We start from the raw sequence: 18,508 nt of genomic DNA, 5'->3' as shown, positions 1-18,508 counted from the left end.
GCTAGTAGGATAATTGTATTAAGATTAGGTAGCGGGAGAGTCACGGGAGACACTCATGGAGTTTGATTACATCATCGTCGGCAGCGGCGCCGGCGGCTCGGTCGTCGCCGAACGCCTGAGTGCCGACCCGACCGCGTCCGTGCTCGTCCTGGAGGCGGGAGGCCGCGACCGGCACCCGATGCATCTGGTGCCGAAGGGCTTCTTCTTCACGATGCAGTCGCCCAAGTACACGAAGAAGTTCACCGTCGCGCCGTACGGGCCGGAGAATTCGGTGGACCAGTGGTTCCGCGGACGGCCCCGATATCCGGCCGAACTACCTGTCCACCGAATACGACCAGCAGATGATCCGCCACATCAGCACGCGGACCGAAGAACTGTTCGCGAAGGGGCCGGTGGCCGATCTGGTCGGGGAGCGGATCTACCCGGGCCCGGAGATCGGCACCGAGGACGAGTTCCTGCACAACTCGCTCGTCGCCGGTGCCAGCGGCTACCACACGCTCGGTACCTGCGCGATGGGCCCGAACGACGACGATGTGGTCGACGCTCACCTGCGGGTGCGCGGGGTGGACGGGCTTCGTGTCGTGGACGCGTCCGTCTTCCCGTACCAGCCGTCGGGCAACACCTCGGCACCCACGCAAGCCCTCGCCTGGCATGCCGCCTCGCTCATTCGTCAAGCGCACTCATAGAGATACGACACCAGAGGGAGGACGTCATGGCGCAGCCGACGGAACAGGCGATCCGGGAACTCCTGGATCGCCAGGAAATTCTGGACTGCATACATCGTTATTGCCGGGGAATCGACCGGCACGACGCTGAACTGCTGGCCTCCGCGTACCACCCCGACGCGATCGACGACCACGGCATCATCAAAGCGCCGGTGGCGGAATTCATCACGTGGGCGTTCGAAGGCCACCGCAAGAATCAACACGGCCACCAGCACTACGTGACGAACCACAGCTGCGAACTCGACGGCGACACCGCGCACACCGAGACGTACTTCATCATGCTCGGCCAGAACAAGAACGGCACGCCCCTGACGTTGCACGGCGGGCGATACGTCGATCGGTTCGAACGACGCGACGGCCGGTGGGCGATCGCGTACCGGGCCTCGCTGCTGGAGTGGGTCGGCGGATTGGGTGATCCCGATCTGCCGCCGGTGCAGCGGGTCCAGCCCGGTCCGATCACCCGGGACCGCACCGATCTGTCCTACCGGCGTCCGCTGGAGCCGACAGTCGACTGATGCCGGGTGTCGGCCGGATAGCTGCCGAAGATCCCGCCGAATAACTCTGCGTTCACGATCGCCGGTCGTGATGCCCAAATGCGCGTGATCGCAAACGAATTCGACCTCATGCTCGCGAGGGGAGCCTGAGGTCGAATTCGTTTGCGGAGCGGGGTTGTCTATGCGTCGTCCACGCCGGTGCTGCCGGCTTCGCGCAGGAAGACAGCCGCCCTCGGGCAACTGGGAATTGCCAACCGGACCGATTCGGCCTGGTCGTCTTCGAGATCGTCGTCGATCGCCGTCACGAGGCCGTTCTCATCGAGGTCGAAGACGTCGGGCGCCAACGCCACACAGACGGCGTTGCTCTCGCACAGTTCGCGGTGAACTCCGGCCCTCATCGCCGCACCAACCGAGCCGGTACCCGATCGTGGACGAAACCGACGCCCATCGCATCGGAGCGGACCGTATTCTCGTGATCGATCTCGAATTCCGGCATGAGTTCCAGTACCGTCTCGATCTCGATGCGCAGGATGGCCTTAGCCAAATGCTGTCCGAGACAACGATGTACACCCCATCCGAAGGAAATGGCACGTCGGTTGTCGCGATCGAAGTCGACCCGCAACGGATCTTCGAACTTGCGCGGATCCTTGTTCGCGGCCGCGATGTTCAGCAGCACCATATCGCCCTGTTCGAGGGTCTCGCCGCCCAGTTCACAATCCCGGGTGAGGTACCGGCCCTCGGCCGTCGCCGGTGAGTACACCCGAATGATCTCTTCGACCGCCGCCGGGATCAGTGCCGGGTCGGCCCGAAGCCGGTCTCGTTGATCGTGATGCAGTGACAGGTGAACCATCATCGCCGCGAATGCCGCACTGGTGGTGTGGAATCCGGCGAGCACCAGCAACATGCCGATCCCGAGCATCTGTTCGTCCGTGAGTACGGTGCCATCGCCCAGCGGGTCGTTGGCCAGTACGGACATGAGGTCGTCCTCGGGGTGTTCGCGCCGCGCTCGCATACAGGTGAGGATCTCGTTGTCGATCCACTCCTTGTCACGCTGAACCCGCGCCAGGACATCCGGATCGTCCGTGCCCTGATGTGTCATGCCGAGTTCCATCCGTTCGAGGAACTCCTGGCGACGTTCCGCGCCGAGGCCGATGATGCCGAGGATCATCGAACCCGGCACGACGTTGGCGACATCGCGGACGAAATCCCACTCACCGGCCTGTGCCAGTGGCTCGATGACACCCCGGACGAACTGACGGATACCGTTCTCGCGCTTGGTAATCGCTTCGGCGGTGAACCAGGGGTTCAGAACCTTGCGGTATGCGGAGTGCGCCGGCGGGTCGAGCGAGACCGGGATGTGCCCGCCACCGAGATTGAGCGCCGGGATCGCGGCGCCCTTGCACGAACTGAACGTCGCGTAGTCGCGGAATGCCGCGGTGACATCGGCGAATCGGTTGACGACCCAGAACCCGCCGTGCTTGGTCGACCAGGCCACCGGTTTGTCTTCCAACAGGTGCTCGAGGGTGTTGAAGGGGTCGCGGGCGAACTCGACGTCGTGATGGCTGAAATCGGTGATTTTGCTCTGCGGACCTGCGGGCATCATTGCCTCCAGTGCTGGCGCGAGGCTTGTCCGGACGTCTGACGCTACCGGACTGCTTGCACATTATGGTGTAAATATCAGTTACAACTGAGTTGTTAACTGTGTTACACCATATTTAAGATCCGAATAGCCGTCAATGCTCCAGAAGCGAATCGATTGTGCAGCGCCGGTGCCATTCGACCGCGCCGCCCGCTGCACCGCGTCGGCTGTGGCCCGTATCGACCGGCCACAGCCGACGCCGCACCGCTAGGCCGCGCCCGCCAACGGGTCCAGTACTGCCCGAGCGACCTCGTCGACGTGCTGTTCCGGCGTGCCGAGCACCAGCGCGTCGGTGGTGGCGCGCTTGAAGTAAAGGTGCGGAGTTCCTTCCCAGGTGAACCCGAGGCCACCGTGCATCTGGATGGCGCTGGTGCTGATCCAGGTCGACGACTCCGAGGCCACGGCACGGGCCAGGCTGACCGCCAGTCGCGGATGATCGCTGGCGTCGTCGAGTGCCCAGGCGGCGTGATAGGCGGCCGAGCGCGCCTGTTCCACCGCTATCAGCATGTTCGCGCAACGGTGCTTCACCGCCTGGAACGCGCCGATGGGTTGGCCGAACTGGAGACGGCCGCTGACGTGCGCGACCGTCGTGTCCAGCATCTGGCGGGCCACTCCCACCTGCTCGGCGGCCAGCAGCGTCGCGCCCACCAGAGTCGCGCGCTCGATGACCCCGGGCGCTTCGGCCGGATCCGCGATCTGCCGGGCGGGACAGTTCTTCAGCGCGAGATCGGCCTGGCGGCGGGTGAGATCCATCGTCGACAGGGCCGTGCGCGTCAGCCCCGCGGCGTCGGCCTCGACGGCGAAGAGCGCCACCTGGTCCGCGACGGTGGCCGCGACCAGGATGAGATCGGCGCTCGCGCCGTCGGGCACGAATGCCGCGGTGCCGTCGAGCACCCACCCGTCCTGGGCCCGCTCCGCCGAGACGGTGACCGCATCGCTGTCGAAAACACCGTTCCGGATCGGCGCCGCCAGGGTCGCGATCCGTTCGCCCGCAAGTATTTCCGGCAGATAGCCGGTCTTGATCTCCTCGTCGGACAGTGCGGTGAGCGCCGGTACCGCGAGGCACAGACCGAGCACCGGACCGCAGAACAGGGATGCACCCAGCTCCTCCAACACGATCGCCTGATACACCAGGCCCGCGCCGCCGCCGCCGTACTCCTCCGGCACGGCGAGTCCGAGCACACCGATCTCACTGCCCAGGCGTCGCCACAGGGCCGGGTCGAAACCGCTGTCGGAGAGCATCGTTTCGCGCACGACCGGCTCGGGTGAGGTCGCGTCGCAGAAGTCGCGCATCATCGATCGCAGCTCGAGCAGATCGTCGGTGAATTCGAACTCCTGGGGCATCGCACTTCCTTGCGGTGGGTCGGGCTGAGCTGTCATCGGGGCACGTCGCGCCAGGGGATGCGCTTGTCGTTGCGGGTTTCCTGCGGGAGCTTCAAGACCCGCTCGCCCAGGACGTTGCGCAGGATTTCCGATGTGCCGCCTTCGATGGTGTTCGCGCGGGATCGCAGATACTTGCGCTGGATGCCGGTGGGGCCGCTCTCGTCGTCGGGGGCGTCGGGAGAATAGGTGTCGATCAGGGTGCCTTCGGGGCCGAGCAATTCGATGCAGAACTCGTAGATGTGCTGGGTGAGTTCGGATCCGACCAGCTTGGTGATGGCGCTTTCCGGGCCCACTACGCCGCGGGTCGCGGCCGACACTCTCGCCCGGTTGCTGGTGAGCCGGTGGGTTTCCGCGCGAATCCACAAGCGCGCCAGGCGCTCTCGCAGCACCGGCGTCTGCCGCTCGGGGTAGCGCTGCCACAGTTCCAGGGCGTCCGCGATGGCGCCGCTGCCGCGTGCTGGAACCCGGTCGCCCAGCGATGTGCGCTCATCGCCGAGCGTGCTGTTCGCGACGATCCAGCCCGCGCCGACGTCGCCGAAGCGCTGGCTGTCCGGAATGTAGGCCCCGTCGAGGAACACCTCGTTGAACTGCGCGCGTCCGGTCAACTGGCGCAGTGGCCGCACCTCGACACCGGGGGAGTGCATATCGATGATGAAGTACGTCAGCCCCTTGTGCTTGGGGACGTCCGGATCGGTTCGTGCCAGCAGAACACCCCAGCGCGCGATGTGGGCGAGGCTGTTCCATACCTTCTGCCCCGATATCCGCCAGCCGTCGCCATCGCGCACCGCACGCGTCGCCAAGCCCGCGAGATCGGAACCGGCGCCCGGCTCGCTGAACAGCTGGCACCATTTCTCCTCGCCGGTGGCGAGCGGACGCAGCAGAGCCGCGGCCTGTTCCGGCGACGCGTACCGGCGGATCGTACCGGCCACGATTCCGTATCCGATCGTGTTCACCGTGCGAGGTTCCGGGCCGCCCGCCTCGCGCATGATGCTGTTCGCCAGCGGTTGCAGCGCACGCGCCGCGTTCAGGCCGCCGAGTCCGACGGGAAAGTGGACCCAGGTGAGCCCGGCGTCGTACCACGCGCCCATGAGTTCGGTGAGCGGCACCTCCCGAGGCGGGTGCTCTTTCACCACCTGCCGTGCGAGTGATTCGATCGTCGTGGCGTCGGGAACGGTCGACGGGGCTGTCATTACGCGCCCTTCCTGGAAAGTCGGTGGGCGGACTGCGCAATGTCCGCCATGAAGAACGTATCATGTTCTAACATAACTAAAGGAGCCCACCGACCTGCGTTATTGTTGACATACACAACAGTAGCATCTAAAACTGCAAGGGTGGCGCGCAACAGCGTGTGCCATCCGGCACGGTCCATTCACCCCGAGGAGCTCCCATCAGCGCACCGAAGAAGCCGAGAGTGGCGCAGCGGCCGATCTCCGCTCGCCGGTCCTACAGTGCGGCCGACGTCCGTGAGATGGCCTCGCGATATCGCACCTGGGGCCAGTGGGGGCCCGACGACGAGCGCGGCTCGACCAACTACGTCACGACCGAGTCGGTGCGGGCCGCGGCGGGTCTCGTGCAGACGGGACAGGTCTTCTCGCTGAGCATCCCGCTGGACCGGACGGGGCCCAACCGCGGCAGGCCCGGCAGCGCGCGGGTGAATCCGCAACATGTGATGTACAAGCACGGCGGGGACCTGCTCGCGGACTGGGACAACGCCCGGCACGGGATGCAGTCCACCGACGACGGCGTCTACATGCCATTGCAGGCGGGCACCCAGTGGGACGCCTTCTGTCACGTCTTCTTCGACGGTGAGACCTACAACGGCCACGGGCCGCAGACGGTCACCAGCCAGGGCGCGAGCCACAACGCGATCACCGAGGTGGTCGAAACCACCACCGGCCGCGGAGTACTGCTCGATGTCGCGCGCTACTTCGACGTGCCGTGGCTGGAGCCGGAGCAGGCGATCCAGGATGTCGACCTGGCCGACTGCGCGCAAGCGCAGGGCGTGGAGATCGGGGAGGGTGATTTCGTACTCGTGCGGACGGGCCACATGGCTCGACGTCGGCAGGAAGAGTTCTGGGGTGATTACGCCGCCGGTCCCGCGCCCGGCCTGGGGCTGAGCGCGTGTGACTACCTGTTGCCGCGCATGGTAGCTGGAATCGCTTCGGACACATGGGGTTTGGAAGTCGTCCCGTGTGAGTCGCTGCCCGAGGTCAAGTTCGGCATGCATGTCGTGCTGCTGGTCAACGCCGGGGTGCTCATCGGTGAGATCTGGGACCTCGACGCGCTCGCCACCGCGTGCGCGGCGGACGGCCGCTACGACTTCATGCTCTGCGCTCCTCCGCTGCCCGTATCCGGCGCGGTGGGCGCGCCGCTGAATCCGATCGCTATCAGGTGAGGCTGTGATGTCCGACTATCGTGCTATCCGTTACGAATCGCTCGACGAGGGACGAATCGTCAGGATCACGCTCGACCGTCCGCGATACCGGAACGCGCAGAGTCGCACCCTGCTCGTCGAGCTCGACGAGGCGATGTTGCGCGCCGAGGCCGACGACGATGTCCGGGTCGTGATTCTGGCCGGCGCGGGCGAATCATTCTCGTCCGGACACGATCTCGGGACGGCGGAGCGCGAGAAAGAGCGCGCCCCGGGACCCGATCAGCACCCCACTTTCCAGCTGAACGGCGCCACCCGCCAGGGCGCGGAGAAACGCATGCTGCAGGAGTGGCACTACTACTACCAGAACTCGATGCGCTGGCGGAATCTGCGCAAGATCACCATCGCCCAGGTCCAGGGTGATGTGATGGCCGCCGGATTGACGCTGGCCTGGTCCTGCGACCTCATCGTCGGCGCGGAGGGCACGACCTTCACCGACCCCGTCGGTGTCCGGCTCGGCATGTGCGGCATGGAATATTTCGCGCATCCCTGGGAGTTCGGCATCCGGCGAACCAAGGAGCTGCTGCTCACCGGCGCCGCGATCGGGATCGACGAGGCCCAGCGGGTCGGAATGGTGAGTCAGATCTACCCGGCCGACGAATTGGCCGACCGCACACTGGATTTGGCACGCACGGTCGCCGCGCGGCCGACCGTGGCGGCACTGCTGATCAAGGAGGCGGTCAATCAGACCCAGGACATCCAGGGTTTCACCAACGCGATGCAGGCGGCCTTCAGCATCCACCAGATCAATCACGCCCATTGGGCGGAGATCCACGACGACAAGGTCGCGCACGCGACCGTCGAGGACGGCGCTGTCGACTGGCGTCGCCGTCCGCCGTCCGCCGAGTGAGACAACCACCGGTCCGATACCAACAGGAGAGATCTACCGATGCCGATCGAGCCGGACGCCAATGTCGTCCCTGATTACGCTGCACTCATGCGCCTGGACGGCCAGGTTCACGTCGTTCTCGGTGCCGGACAGGGTATCGGTTATCAGAGCGCGCACGCACTGGCCGCCTACGGGGCGACCGTCGTGTGCGTGGACCGCGAGGACGAGCGTGCCAAGGCGGTCGCCGCCGAGGTCGGTGGCGTTCCGTACGTCGGGGAGCTGACCTCCCGGGAGTCGGTCGCCGCGATCTTCGATTTCGTGGAACGGGAATTGGGCCGTCTGGACGGTGTGGTCGACATCGTGGGCCTGGCCCGCTACAAGGCGCTGGTGGACCTGACCGACGACGATTGGCAGTGGCACCTGGAGATCGTGCTCAAGCACGCGTATCTGGCGATCGAGTACGCGGCCCGCTTCTGGCAGAAGACCGGAACCAGCGGTGCTATCGCGATGGTGGCTTCTGTTGCGGGACTGCAGAGTTCACCCAAACTCGCGGCCTACGGGGCGATGAAGGCCGCGCTGATGTCGCTGGTGCGCACCTCGGCGGTCGAGCTGGGGCCCTCGGGCATCCGGGTCAATGCCGTTGCGCCCGGTACGGTTCGCACGCCGCGCGCTCAGGCCAACCCCAAGTGGACCCAGGAGTTGCTGGACGCCAACATCGCCAAGACCCCGACCGGCAGGCTCTCCTACCCGGCCGATATCGCCACGGCGCTGCTGTTCCTGGTCTCGCCGCTGTCCCAGCAGATCACCGGTGAGACGCTCGTCGTCGACGGCGGCAACATGATTCTGTTCAACGTGGATTCGCCCACTCCGTGACGATTCCCCAGCCGGTGTCCTGCGCCGGGAGTCGGTTATCCGATTTCCGGTTCGGTGACGGTGTGCCGGGGTTTCCCACCGCCTCACGCCGGGCGTTGCCGGTCGTGAGGCGGTGACGGTCGACGGCGAGCCGCGTTGGTGCGTCAGCGGACGATGCGGAATCCCTGATACCCGTTGGCGGCCGACTCCTCGAGTCCGTTGACGAAATCGCGGAGCGCCCCCGAGTACGCGACGTAGGTGCGCTTCCTACCCGGGATGTTGTCGCTGAAGAGGTAGGACCTGGCCTTCGCCAGGATGCTGCCCTCGGCGGACGACTGGACCTTCTCGGTCCATGCCTCTTGCGCTTCGGGCTCAGGGTCGATGCGCCGGATGCCCTCGTTCACGACCTTGCGCGCGAGGTCCGCGATCCACTGCAACGGCTGATCCGCGCATCGGGGCGAGTTGCCGTGTCCGCCCTTGCCGTGCGGACCACCGATCAGGAACAGGTTCGGGAATCCCGACACCTGAACGCCCATCAGCGTTTTGGGGCCGTCGGCCCATGTGTCCTTCAGCTTCTGCCCGTCGAGCCCGGTGATGTCGATCCGGTTGAGGGCGCCGACGAAGGCCTCGAACCCGGTCGCGAACACGATCAGGTCGGCCTCGATCTCGCGGTCGTCGAGCCGGATGCCGGTCTCGGTGAACTCCTGGATGGGGTGATCCACGACCGAGACGAGGTCGACGTTGTCCTGGTTGTAGACCTCGTAGTAGTCGAGGGTCTCGCAGTCGACCGGCTTGGCGCCGAACGGGTGCTTCGGGATGAGCATGTCGGCGACGTTCGGATCGTCGAGGCGTGGGCGGATCTTTCCCTCGATGAACCTCGCGTAGTGCGTGTTCGCGTCCTCGTCGAACAGGACGTCCGCCGGCATCCCGAACCATTTGGCGAAGCCGGTCTTGCGCCATTGCTCCTCATAGAGCGCGTGCAGCTCTTCCTCGGTGTACTCCTTGGTCGTCTTCGGCTGGAAGCCGTGCAGAAAGCCGCCGTAGGTGCTGTTGAGCCAGTCGAGCAGTTCGGGGTAGCCGCGCCTGATCTCCGCCATCTCCTCCGGCGGGATCGGCCGGTTGTTGAGCGGCACGACCCAGTTCGGCGTACGCATCAGCACCGTGACGCGCTCGGCATCCCTCGCCGCGTTCGGGATGACCTGGACGCCTGTCGATCCGGTGCCGATCACGACGACCTTCTTGCCCGCGAACGACACCGGCTCCTTCGGCCACCGGGCCGTGTGGTGTGCCTCGCCCTTGAACCGTTCCCGGCCGGGCGCGTCCGGGAAGATCGGCGCCGCCGAGAAGAGCCCGGTCGCGGCGATCACGACCTTTGCGGCATACGTCTTGCCGGTGTTGGTGGCGACGATCCACTCATCGCGCGTCTCATCGAAGGTCAACGAGTCGATGCGCGTCTCCAGTTCGATGTCCTTGCGGAGATCGAGCACGTCCGCGACGCGGTTGTAGTACCGCTCGAGTTCCGGCTGGCCGGCGAACATCTCGCTCCAGTCCCACTCGCGCAGCATCTCCTCCGAGAAGAAGTACTGGTAGCTGTGGCTCTCCGAGTGCAACCGCGCACCGGGGTACCGGTTCCAGAACCAGGTGCCACCGACGCCGGATGCCGCATCGATCGCCCGAGCCCGGAGTCCGCGTTCCCGCAACAGGTGCAGCGCGTACAGGCCGGCCTGGCCTGCTCCGACGACGATCGCATCGTAATGGTCGTCGGCCTCGCCCCGGTGAGTTGCTTCCTCAGGCACAGTACTCGTTGTCATGTCCAGTTCCTCCATCGCAACCGACCGCCGCCACTGAGAGCGCCGGTGTCACAATTATGTTGTAAGTGTGGTAACGCCGCCGTCACCGCGACGCGGGGGCGAGTCCGTCCTCGATCGCGGCGATCTGAATCGCGAGCAGCTTCGAGTAGGTCCGGCTCGGAGGTATGCCGAGGGTCGCGAGGAACCACAGGCGGTCGTGGCCGGTGTGACGCGCGATGCCGGCGAATTCGCCGTCCGGTCCGATCGTGCAGATCGGCGGCAGCTCGTCGACGAGGTCGCCGAGGAGCTCGCGGTTCGACTCGTTCACGCTCTCGTAGCCGGTCGCGTAGACCATGAGGTCGGCGGGGATCTCGGCTCCGTCGTCGAGCACGACGCCGCCTCTGGTGAAGCGGGCGATGCTGCCTCTCCGGACCGCGATCCGGCCTTCGATGATGAGTTCGGACGCTCCGATGTTGAAGTAGTAGCCGTGCCGGTTCTGGCCGAACACGAGGCCGACGTTCCCGGCTCCGCCAGGCCCATCGGTGAGCGCGAAGCCGGCCCTCGCGAGACCCTCCAGCGTCTCGCGGTCCCGCTCCTTCCCGATCGCCGTCCGAGTCTTGCCGAGTTCGGGAAGCCGACTGTACGGCACGAGCTGGCCCATCAGGTCGATGTCCTCGATCGGCCGCTCGCCCCGGAGGTACCCGGTGAACGACAGCTCATGGTTCGTCGAGGCGTTCATGACGTAGGTCGCGCCGCGCTGCAGCATCGTGACCTCGGCGCCGTGCTCGGCGAGGTCCTGGGCGATGTCGTGACCGCTCACGCCTGTCCCCACGACGATCGCCCGCTTCCCGCTCCAGCTCGCGCCACCGCCGAAGTCGGTCGCGTGGACGACGCTGCCGGAGAACACGTCGCGGTCCGCCACTTCGGGGATGCGCGGCTTGTTGTGCGCGCCTGTGGCGACGACGAGATGGCCGGTCCGGAGGGTGCGCCGCTCGCCGTCGGAGCGCGTGACCTCGACGTCCCAGCGCCCGGCGGAGGCGTCGTACCGCACCTCGCCGAGCCTGGCGCCGGTCCAGACCGGGATGTCGAGCAGCGTCGCATAGGACTCGAGGAAGTCCCCGAACTTCGAGCCGGGCGTGAAGGTCGGCCAGCCGGCCGGGAACGGGAGGTAGGGAAGCGCCTCGACCTGCACCGGGTCGTGCAGCGCGAGGGCCGAATACCGGGTGCGCCAGTTGTCGCCGACCCGGCCATGGCGCTCGATGACGAGCGCGCCGATGCCGATGCGGAGCAGCCGCGCCGCGAGCATGAGGCCGTTGTGCCCGGCGCCGACGATGACGACCTGGGGATCGGCGCGGCGGAAATCGGCGTCGACCTCGTCTTCCCACGACGGCCGCCCCACGACCGGCTTGTGCACCTTGCCGATCGGGCGACGGTCGCCGACCGCCTCGGGGCGGCCGGCGAGTTCGGTGAGCTCGAGCACGACGTTCGCGGCGACCAGGCTCCCGTCCTGCTCGATGAGACGGATGACGCCCTCGCCCGTGCCGACGTCGTTGGCGAAGCGCACGAATGCGTTGATCGCCGGGGTCGCCCCGCTCGCGTCGCGCCATGCCCCGTCCACGGTGTCGCGGATGCGCAGACCGGTCACCGCCGCCGAGCGCGCGGCCCGGGCCAGCCGCCGGCCGACCTCCTGCTCTCCGGCGAAATGCCGGATGTCCCAGTCGGTCGCGAGCAGATCGCGGAACGTCCCGCTGGGTGCGAACAGCGCCGAGATCGCCGAAGCGTCGCGGGCGGCGAGCGCCGCCTCGAAGTCGGCGAGCCAGGCGTCGGCAAGGGCGGCCGGTGCGAGGGTGCCGGTGGCATCCGCGAGATCGGTCATCTGATTCCTTTCGAATCCGGATGAGGGTTCCTGCTGGCTAGGCGGCCGATTTCCGCTGCCCGGGGGTGAACGAGACCTGAATCGACGCGGGGCCGCTGACCGACGGCACTTCGGGCAGGTCGTGCCATTGGGCGGGCCCGGCGAGCTTGATGTCGGGCATGCGGCTCATGATCGCGGTGAACATGATGACGAGTTCCTGGCGTGCCAGGTGGGAACCGAGGCAGAAGTGGCGGCCGGCGCCGAATGTGAGGTGCGGGTTGGACTTTCGCGTGATGTCGAAGGTTTCGGGGTCGGTGAAGACCTCGGGGTCGCGGTTGCCCGCTCCGTAGTAGGAGACCACCTTCTCGCCCTTGGCGATCTTCTGGCCGCCGACCTCGGCGTCACGGGTCGCGGTGCGGGCCTGGAAGATGATCGGCGGGTCCCAGCGCAGGATCTCCTCGACCGCCTGCGGTACCAGGGACGGGTTCTCGACCAGCATCCGGTGCTGCTCCGGGTGCTGGAACAGGGCCAGCATGCCGGTTGACAGGGCGTTGCGGGAGGTGTCGCCGCCCGCGGCGACGAGCAGGTAGAAGTCGATGGCGAACTGCATCTGATCTATGGGCATCCCGTCGATCTCGGTGCGCACGATCCGCGCCAGCGCACCGTCGTTGCCCTGGCCTGAGCTGAATGTCTTCCAGGCGTCGCCGGCGTGCTGGTTCATCACCGCCAGGGCTTCCGCGCCGGGGCCCTCGAGCAGGCTGCCGCCGCGGGTGAGCACGTCGGAGGCGTGGAAGAGCTCGAGCGATTCCTGGCGGGGGAGTCCCAGCAGGTCGGCGATGACAAAGCTGGCGAGTTTGCCGGAGATGTCCTCCACCAGGTCGCATTCGCCCTTCTCGATCACCTCGTCGATGACCGCGTCGACCAACTCCCCCATGTCGGCCTGCTTCGACCGGACCTGGGTCAGGCTGAGTTCGGCGGCGAGGTAGCGACGGTGGGCGGTGTGGCGCGGCGGGTCGGAGAAGAGCAGTTGCTTGTGGGTCTCGTCGCCCACCAGGTGTTCGTCGTTGAGCAGGGTGTTGGGCTCGGAGGAGAACACCTCCGAGTTGGTCTCGAGGACCTTGATGTCGGCGTGGCGGGTCAGCACCCAGAAGCCGCGACCTTCCGGGTTTGCGTGCCAGTGCACGGGGTCGTTCGCGCGCAGCCACCGGTATACCTCGTACGGCTGGCGGGTGCGGAATGCGGCCGGGTCGAGCAGATTGACGTCCACGCTGGCTCCTCTGACTCCCTGTGTCCACTAGCGGCGCGGGCCTCGGCGGGTGAGGCCCGCACTGGTACTAGATTTATGATCTAGAACACAATAGTATCATGTCTGTAATGACTGTCAATGACGCTTTATGGTGGTCCAGTAACTATGTTGGAAGGGGTCGATAGCAACCGGAGTGGGAGAGCATATGAAGTTCACTGCCGGGCACGGGCGAACCACCACGGCCACCGGCATTACGTGATGAACCACGTCTGTGAACTCGGCGGCGACACCGTTCGATGACGCCCGTTGCTGTTCAGGGCGTCGTGACCAGACCTGGCAGCTGCGCGGCGCTCGCGGCCAACGGCGGGATGCACTGGATAGCGGTGGCGCCGGTACCCACCACGCCGACAACCTTGTCGCGCAGGTACTCCAGGTCCTGACCGGTGTAGTCGTAATCCCAGCGGCTGGTGTGGAATGAGTGGCAGCTCATCTCGGTGATCCCCGGGACATGCTCTCCCAGACCATGCCGGTCACGCGGGTGTGGAAGAGCGCGGTGTCATAGAGATCGTGATGGCGCGCGACGGCCCGGAGATGACCCCAGATCTCGGCGGCGGAAGCGTACCTGTCGCGCGGTACATACCCGAGCTCTTCCAGGTATGGCAGGTAGACCAGCGACTCGACGTCGCACATCGCCCCGGGATAACGGTTCCAGTACCACACCCCGCCGAAATCGCCTGCGGCGTCGACGATCCTGGTGTCGGTGACGCCGGCCTTGCGTAGCTCGGCCGGGGCGACGATTCCGGCCATGCCACCGCCGACGACGAGCACCTCCACGGAGTCCTGGACCGGATGCCTGGTCACGACCGGGGTGTACGGGTCGTCGAGGTACCGGCTGAGCGTCCCGGTCAGATCCGCGATGTCCCGGCGCGGACCCGCCAGCCGTTTCTCGCGCTCGGCGTCGTAACGGCGGCGGAGCGCGTCCGCATCGAAACGCGAGTCGGCGAAAGACATCGAGAGTACTCCTGCCATACTTATGTTTTAATTGTCCTATCTTTCACGATAGGTGTTGCGGAGGAGCGGTTCCCAGTCGGCCGTGGCCGGGTGAAGGGCTACCTAGAGGTCGAGCACGAGGCGTGGAGTTCGCGATCGTGAGACGCACACCATCATGGTCTCGTTGCTCTCCTGTTCGGAAGGGCTGAGCACGGAGTCGCGATGCTCGGGGACCCCTTCCAGGACCATGGTTTCGCACGTGCCGCAGGTGCCGTCCCGGCAGGAGCTCGGCACCGGAACATCCTGATCGTCGAGCACGTCGAGAATCGAGCGATCCTGCGGAACCGTCAGCGTCACACCGGTAGCGGACAGTTCGATCTCGAACGAGGTGTTCTGGTCGTCATCGACCGCCTTGGCGGTGAACCGCTCGATGTGGAGTGCGTCGGTCGGCCATGCCGCACAACGGGTTTCCACCGCGTCGAGCAGGGGCGCCGGGCCGCAACAGTAGATCGTGGTGTCCGTGCGGGGCGTGCCGATGAGTGTCTCGAGGTCGATGAGTCCCCGCTCATCCTGCGGAATCAGGTGCACGCGGTCCGAGCCGAACCGGGTGAGGAGGTCGTCGGCGAATGCCATCGTGGTCCGAGATCGCCCGCCGTAGTGGAGTTCCCAGTCCAGACCGCGTTCGGTGGCCTCGGCCATCATCGGGATGAGCGGCGTGATCCCGATTCCGCCGCCGATGAACAGGACTCGCTTGCCGGATCCGAAGGCGAAATGGTTACGCGGGCCACGAGTCCGGACTGTGGTGCCCTCTTGCAACGATCGGTGGATATACGCCGAGCCACCCCTGCCCTCCGGCTCCAGGAACACCGCGACTGTCCAGGTGGTGGCGTCGGCCGGGTCGCCGCACAGCGAGTACTGGCGGACCATCTCGTCGGGAAGTAGCAGATCGATGTGGGAGCCGGGACTCCACGCGGGAAGCTCGCGACCCTCGGGGTGGCGTAGCTCCAGCAGGATGACCTCCGAGGTCAGCGATGCCCGCCGGGAAACCAGCAGAGCCGCTGTCGGTTCCGACTCACTCGAGTGTGCGCTCATTACTGGCTCCGGCCTCGCGTTCTTGGAAAGTGTTGTCTTGGTGGATGATTGGAACATTCGTCTGAAGTGGGTAGATTTCTCCGGCCGCGGTCCGGCCGACTCGGGGATGAACCGAGCCGACCGGACCGACCTGAAAAGCCGGTGACACGGGCGAGTTCCGCATTCGACTGCCACCCCTGCGCCGCTCACGCGGGCCTACGGTGCGATCAGTCGACCCGGATCGCCTGCATCGGGCACAGCGCGGCGGCGCTCTGTGCCGAATCGGCGTCGTCATCGGTCAGCTCGGGCGAGACGTACTCGTCGGTGGCCTCGTTGCGGAACGACAGCTTCCCGTCGTCATCGAGTGTGAACATCTCGGGCGCGGTGAAGCTGCACTGGCCGATGTTCTGACAGACCGCGAGGTCGACAGCGAATTTCATGATTTCCCTTCGGATTCGATACGACGGCTCAGCCGAAGATCGGTTCGACCGCGCCGTCGGCGACCTTCGGTCCGGGGGTGAATCGCACCGGGATGCCGTGCGGTCCGCCGACCATCGGCGGCTCGCCGAGCTCGGGCCAGTCGACCGGTCCGGCGAGTTCCATATCGGGCATCCGGCGGATCATCGCGCCGAACATGGTGGTCAGCTCCAGCCGCGCGAGGTGGGCGCCGAGGCAGTGATGGCGGCCGCCGCCGAAGGTCAGGTGCGGGTTGAGCTTGCGGGTGATGTCGAAGGTGTCCGGGTTCTCGAACACCTCGGGGTCGCGGTTCGCGGCGCCGTAGTACATGACGACCTTCTCGCCCGCGCGAATCTTCGTGCCGCCGATCTCGGTATCGCGGGTGGCGGTGCGGCGCATGGCCATGATCGGCGGGGTGAAGCGCAGGATCTCCTCGAGCGCCTTGGGCAGCAGCCGCGGATCATCGACGATGGCCTGCCGCGCCTCGGGATGCTCGAACAGGGTAAGCATGCCGGTCGAGAGCACGTTGCGGGAGGTGTCGCTGCCCGCGCTCACCAGGAGCTGGAAGTCGATCTGGAATTGGAACTCGTCGACCGGAATACCCATGATCTCGGCGTGGGCGATCCGGCTGAGGGTGTCGTTGAGCGGGGTGTCCTTGCGCTCGTTCCATGCGTCGGTCGCATGCTGGAACAGCGTCATGGTGGCTTCCAGGCCGATGCCCTCGGTCGTGCTGATGGACCGGGTCAGGACCTCGGCGGCGTGGAACATCGCGAGGGAGTGGTCGCGATCCAGGCCCATGAGGTCGGCGATGGCGAAGCTGGCCATCTTGCCCGACAGATCCAAGACCAGGTCGGCTTCGCCCTTCTCGATCACCAGATCGATGATCGAGTTGACCAGCCGTTCCATGCCCTCGCGGGCGGGTCGGATTCGGCTCAGGCTGATCTCCGCGCCGAGCATCTCGCGGTGCGCGGTGTGGTGCGGCGCGTCCGAGAAGATCAGGTGCTTGTGCGTCTCGTCGCCGACCTGGTTCTTGTCCGAGATCGTCACCGTCGGCTCGTTCGAGAAGGTCTCGCTGTCGAGTTCGACCTGCTTGATGTCCGCGTGCCGGGTGAGCGCCCAGAACCCCGGGCCATCCGGCTCTTCCTGCCAGTGGACCGGGTCGTTCTCGCGCAGATACTTGTAGATCTCGTAGGGGGGACCGGTGCGGAAGTTCTCCGCGTTCTGCAGGTCAGTGTTCATCGGTGTTCCTTCGTCATGGGTATGGCGAGTTCTCGAAAGCGCTCCGCGGACGGGCTGTACCACCGGAGCTGTCTAAGCATTGTGCAATTATGTTGTGACGGAGTCAACACTACTTCAGCTTGCAATTTCGCCGGGTCTTCCTGCGTGTGGGGTTGACGCGCTATGCTTCAGTGGCACATTAGTAACACCATTAAATTTGGTGCCGGTCTCGTGGCCGCCGCAGTTGCGGCGGCCGGTCGAAGCCTGCGAATGATTGGAGAGATGCGTGGGCAAGTTGGATGGCAAGGTCGCCTTCGTAACTGGTGCGGGACGCGGGCAGGGCCGCAGCCACGCGGTGCGGTTCGCCAGTGAGGGCGCCGACATCATCGCGATCGACACGACGGCCACGGTGGGCACCGTCCCGTACCCGCTGGCGACCGCCGAGGACCTCGCGGAAACGGCGCGGTTGATCGAGAAGACCGGGCGGCGCGTCGTCACCGGGGACGCGGACGTGCGCGATTATGCGGGCGTGGCCGCCGTCGTCGAACAGGGAGTGGCCACCCTGGGCCGTCTCGACATCGTCGTCGCCAACGCGGGCATCTGCAGCACGGCGCCGACGCTCGAAATGAGTGAGTCGGTCTGGCAGGACACGATCGACGTCAATCTGACGGGTGTGTGGAAGTCGCTGAAGGCGTCGGTGCCGCACATCATCGCCGGCGGCCGCGGCGGTTCGGTGGTCATCACGAGCTCGCTGGCGACCGTGCTCGCCCACGAGAACACCGCGCACTATGCGGCGGCCAAGGCGGGCCTGGTCAGCCTGATGCAGGTGATGGCCAAAGAGCTTGCCCCGCAGAATATCCGCGTGAACACAGTGCATCCGACAACCGTCGCCACGGACATGATGCTCAACGAGGCCGCCTACCGGTTGTTCCGTCCGGAGCTGGAGAATCCGGGCCGCGCGGACTTCGAAGAAGTCACGGCGAAGCTCAACCGTCTTCCGGTCGCGCTTCTGGAGCCGGAAGACATCACCGGCACCGTCCTGCACCTGGTCTCCGACGACGCCAAGTTCATCACGGGCACAACGCAGTTGATCGATGCCGGGGGCGCTCTCTGACCCAGGCTCCTACGCCTGGTCGAAGCGGCTGTGCCGCTTCGACCAGGACCGGCAAGCTCTCCGGTGCAAGGCATTCGGACTGCTTGCCGGTCTCCGGCCGGACATTCGGGGCACGGTTGGCGCGCAGCCGCGGGCGTTCGCCGCAGGGTGAGCCGCATTCCATCGACATGGTGACCGTCCGTTCACACTGATAAGCTAATTCTCTGTTCTGGCAGTGTAGATCGTTCGCTGGACATATGCTTGCAGCCGTGAATGATCGTTCTCCTCGGCGTGGCGCGTCTCAGACGAGTCACGGGGGCGAATCCATCAAGCGCAATGTCGGGGTGGAGAGGGTTATTACATGAGTAGAAGGCGATTCGGCGTCGCACTGATCTGTGCGGTTGGCGTTGTGGGTCTATCGGCTGTGCCTGCCGAA

General features: G+C 66.0%; 18 protein-coding genes. 6 read left to right on the top strand and 12 right to left on the bottom strand.

Translation table 11 applies throughout. The features are described from left to right. Positions 1-119 precede the first annotated feature (119 nt). A complete protein-coding gene (locus tag NM2_RS52625) occupies positions 120-686 on the top strand; it encodes a GMC oxidoreductase (RefSeq protein WP_157121269.1) in 567 nt (188 codons plus the stop codon). Between the two features lie 26 nt (positions 687-712). Further along, the gene (locus NM2_RS49285) at positions 713-1,240 is read left to right on the top strand and encodes a nuclear transport factor 2 family protein (RefSeq protein WP_067672976.1); all 528 of its coding nucleotides are present in this window, start codon (positions 713-715) and stop codon (positions 1,238-1,240) included. Between the two features lie 158 nt (positions 1,241-1,398). Here NM2_RS49285 and NM2_RS23775 read toward each other — a convergent pair whose 3' ends face one another. The 4 genes from NM2_RS23775 to NM2_RS23760 form a co-directional block, all read right to left on the bottom strand. Next, positions 1,399-1,617, bottom strand: coding sequence for a ferredoxin (locus tag NM2_RS23775; RefSeq protein WP_067672974.1), 219 nt, complete (start codon positions 1,615-1,617; stop codon positions 1,399-1,401). Continuing rightward, a complete protein-coding gene (locus NM2_RS23770; RefSeq protein WP_169816231.1) occupies positions 1,614-2,819 on the bottom strand; it encodes a cytochrome P450 in 1,206 nt (401 codons plus the stop codon). The genes NM2_RS23775 and NM2_RS23770 overlap by 4 nt, the downstream gene beginning before the upstream one ends. Before the next feature lie 246 nt (positions 2,820-3,065). Beyond that, on the bottom strand, positions 3,066-4,202 hold the full coding sequence (locus NM2_RS23765; protein WP_067672970.1) for an acyl-CoA dehydrogenase family protein: 1,137 nt from the start codon (positions 4,200-4,202) through the stop codon (positions 3,066-3,068). 32 nt (positions 4,203-4,234) lie between these two features. Continuing rightward, positions 4,235-5,431, bottom strand: coding sequence for an acyl-CoA dehydrogenase family protein (locus NM2_RS23760; RefSeq protein WP_067672968.1), 1,197 nt, complete (start codon positions 5,429-5,431; stop codon positions 4,235-4,237). A 221-nt stretch (positions 5,432-5,652) separates the two neighbouring features. Between NM2_RS23760 and NM2_RS23755 the strand changes: the two genes are divergently transcribed. The 3 genes from NM2_RS23755 to NM2_RS23745 are packed head-to-tail and all read left to right on the top strand — an operon-like array spanning position 5,653 to position 8,374. Further along, positions 5,653-6,636: a cyclase family protein gene (locus NM2_RS23755; RefSeq protein ID WP_067672966.1), complete on the top strand. Its 984-nt coding sequence runs from the start codon at positions 5,653-5,655 to the stop codon at positions 6,634-6,636. A 7-nt stretch (positions 6,637-6,643) separates the two neighbouring features. After that, positions 6,644-7,522: an enoyl-CoA hydratase gene (locus NM2_RS23750; RefSeq protein ID WP_067672964.1), complete on the top strand. Its 879-nt coding sequence runs from the start codon at positions 6,644-6,646 to the stop codon at positions 7,520-7,522. Positions 7,523-7,561: 39 nt separating this feature from the next. Next, positions 7,562-8,374 carry an SDR family NAD(P)-dependent oxidoreductase gene (locus tag NM2_RS23745; protein WP_067672962.1) on the top strand — a complete coding sequence of 271 codons (813 nt, stop codon included), beginning with the start codon at positions 7,562-7,564 and terminating at the stop codon, positions 8,372-8,374. A gap of 143 nt (positions 8,375-8,517) precedes the next feature. On the opposite strand, the gene NM2_RS23740 is transcribed toward NM2_RS23745, so the two are convergent. The 8 genes from NM2_RS23740 to NM2_RS23710 all read right to left on the bottom strand — a co-directional run bounded on the left by NM2_RS23740 (position 8,518) and on the right by NM2_RS23710 (position 17,000). After that, positions 8,518-10,164: a flavin-containing monooxygenase gene (locus tag NM2_RS23740; protein ID WP_067673117.1), complete on the bottom strand. Its 1,647-nt coding sequence runs from the start codon at positions 10,162-10,164 to the stop codon at positions 8,518-8,520. Between the two features lie 82 nt (positions 10,165-10,246). Then, the gene (locus NM2_RS23735; RefSeq protein ID WP_067672960.1) at positions 10,247-12,019 is read right to left on the bottom strand and encodes a flavin-containing monooxygenase; all 1,773 of its coding nucleotides are present in this window, start codon (positions 12,017-12,019) and stop codon (positions 10,247-10,249) included. Between the two features lie 37 nt (positions 12,020-12,056). Next, complete coding sequence (locus NM2_RS23730) at positions 12,057-13,265, bottom strand: cytochrome P450 (protein WP_067672958.1); 1,209 nt, start codon at positions 13,263-13,265, stop codon at positions 12,057-12,059. 292 nt (positions 13,266-13,557) lie between these two features. Continuing rightward, on the bottom strand, positions 13,558-13,734 hold the full coding sequence (locus tag NM2_RS49280) for a hypothetical protein (protein ID WP_157121268.1): 177 nt from the start codon (positions 13,732-13,734) through the stop codon (positions 13,558-13,560). After that, positions 13,731-14,255 (bottom strand): NAD(P)-binding protein, encoded by a 525-nt coding sequence (locus NM2_RS23725; protein ID WP_169816230.1) that lies wholly within the window; start codon positions 14,253-14,255, stop codon positions 13,731-13,733. The genes NM2_RS49280 and NM2_RS23725 overlap by 4 nt, the downstream gene beginning before the upstream one ends. Before the next feature lie 102 nt (positions 14,256-14,357). Next, positions 14,358-15,326: a PDR/VanB family oxidoreductase gene (locus tag NM2_RS23720; protein ID WP_067672954.1), complete on the bottom strand. Its 969-nt coding sequence runs from the start codon at positions 15,324-15,326 to the stop codon at positions 14,358-14,360. A gap of 206 nt (positions 15,327-15,532) precedes the next feature. Then, complete coding sequence (locus NM2_RS23715) at positions 15,533-15,745, bottom strand: ferredoxin (RefSeq protein ID WP_174575668.1); 213 nt, start codon at positions 15,743-15,745, stop codon at positions 15,533-15,535. 28 nt (positions 15,746-15,773) lie between these two features. Next, complete coding sequence (locus NM2_RS23710) at positions 15,774-17,000, bottom strand: cytochrome P450 (protein ID WP_067672950.1); 1,227 nt, start codon at positions 16,998-17,000, stop codon at positions 15,774-15,776. Positions 17,001-17,265: 265 nt separating this feature from the next. Between NM2_RS23710 and NM2_RS23705 the strand changes: the two genes are divergently transcribed. Further along, positions 17,266-18,093, top strand: coding sequence for a mycofactocin-coupled SDR family oxidoreductase (locus NM2_RS23705; RefSeq protein WP_067672948.1), 828 nt, complete (start codon positions 17,266-17,268; stop codon positions 18,091-18,093). Positions 18,094-18,508 lie beyond the last annotated feature (415 nt).

This window comes from Nocardia miyunensis NBRC 108239, assembly GCF_001613065.1.
In the GTDB taxonomy this organism is placed as follows: domain Bacteria; phylum Actinomycetota; class Actinomycetes; order Mycobacteriales; family Mycobacteriaceae; genus Nocardia; species Nocardia miyunensis.
This window is presented reverse-complemented; position numbering and strand designations above follow the sequence as displayed.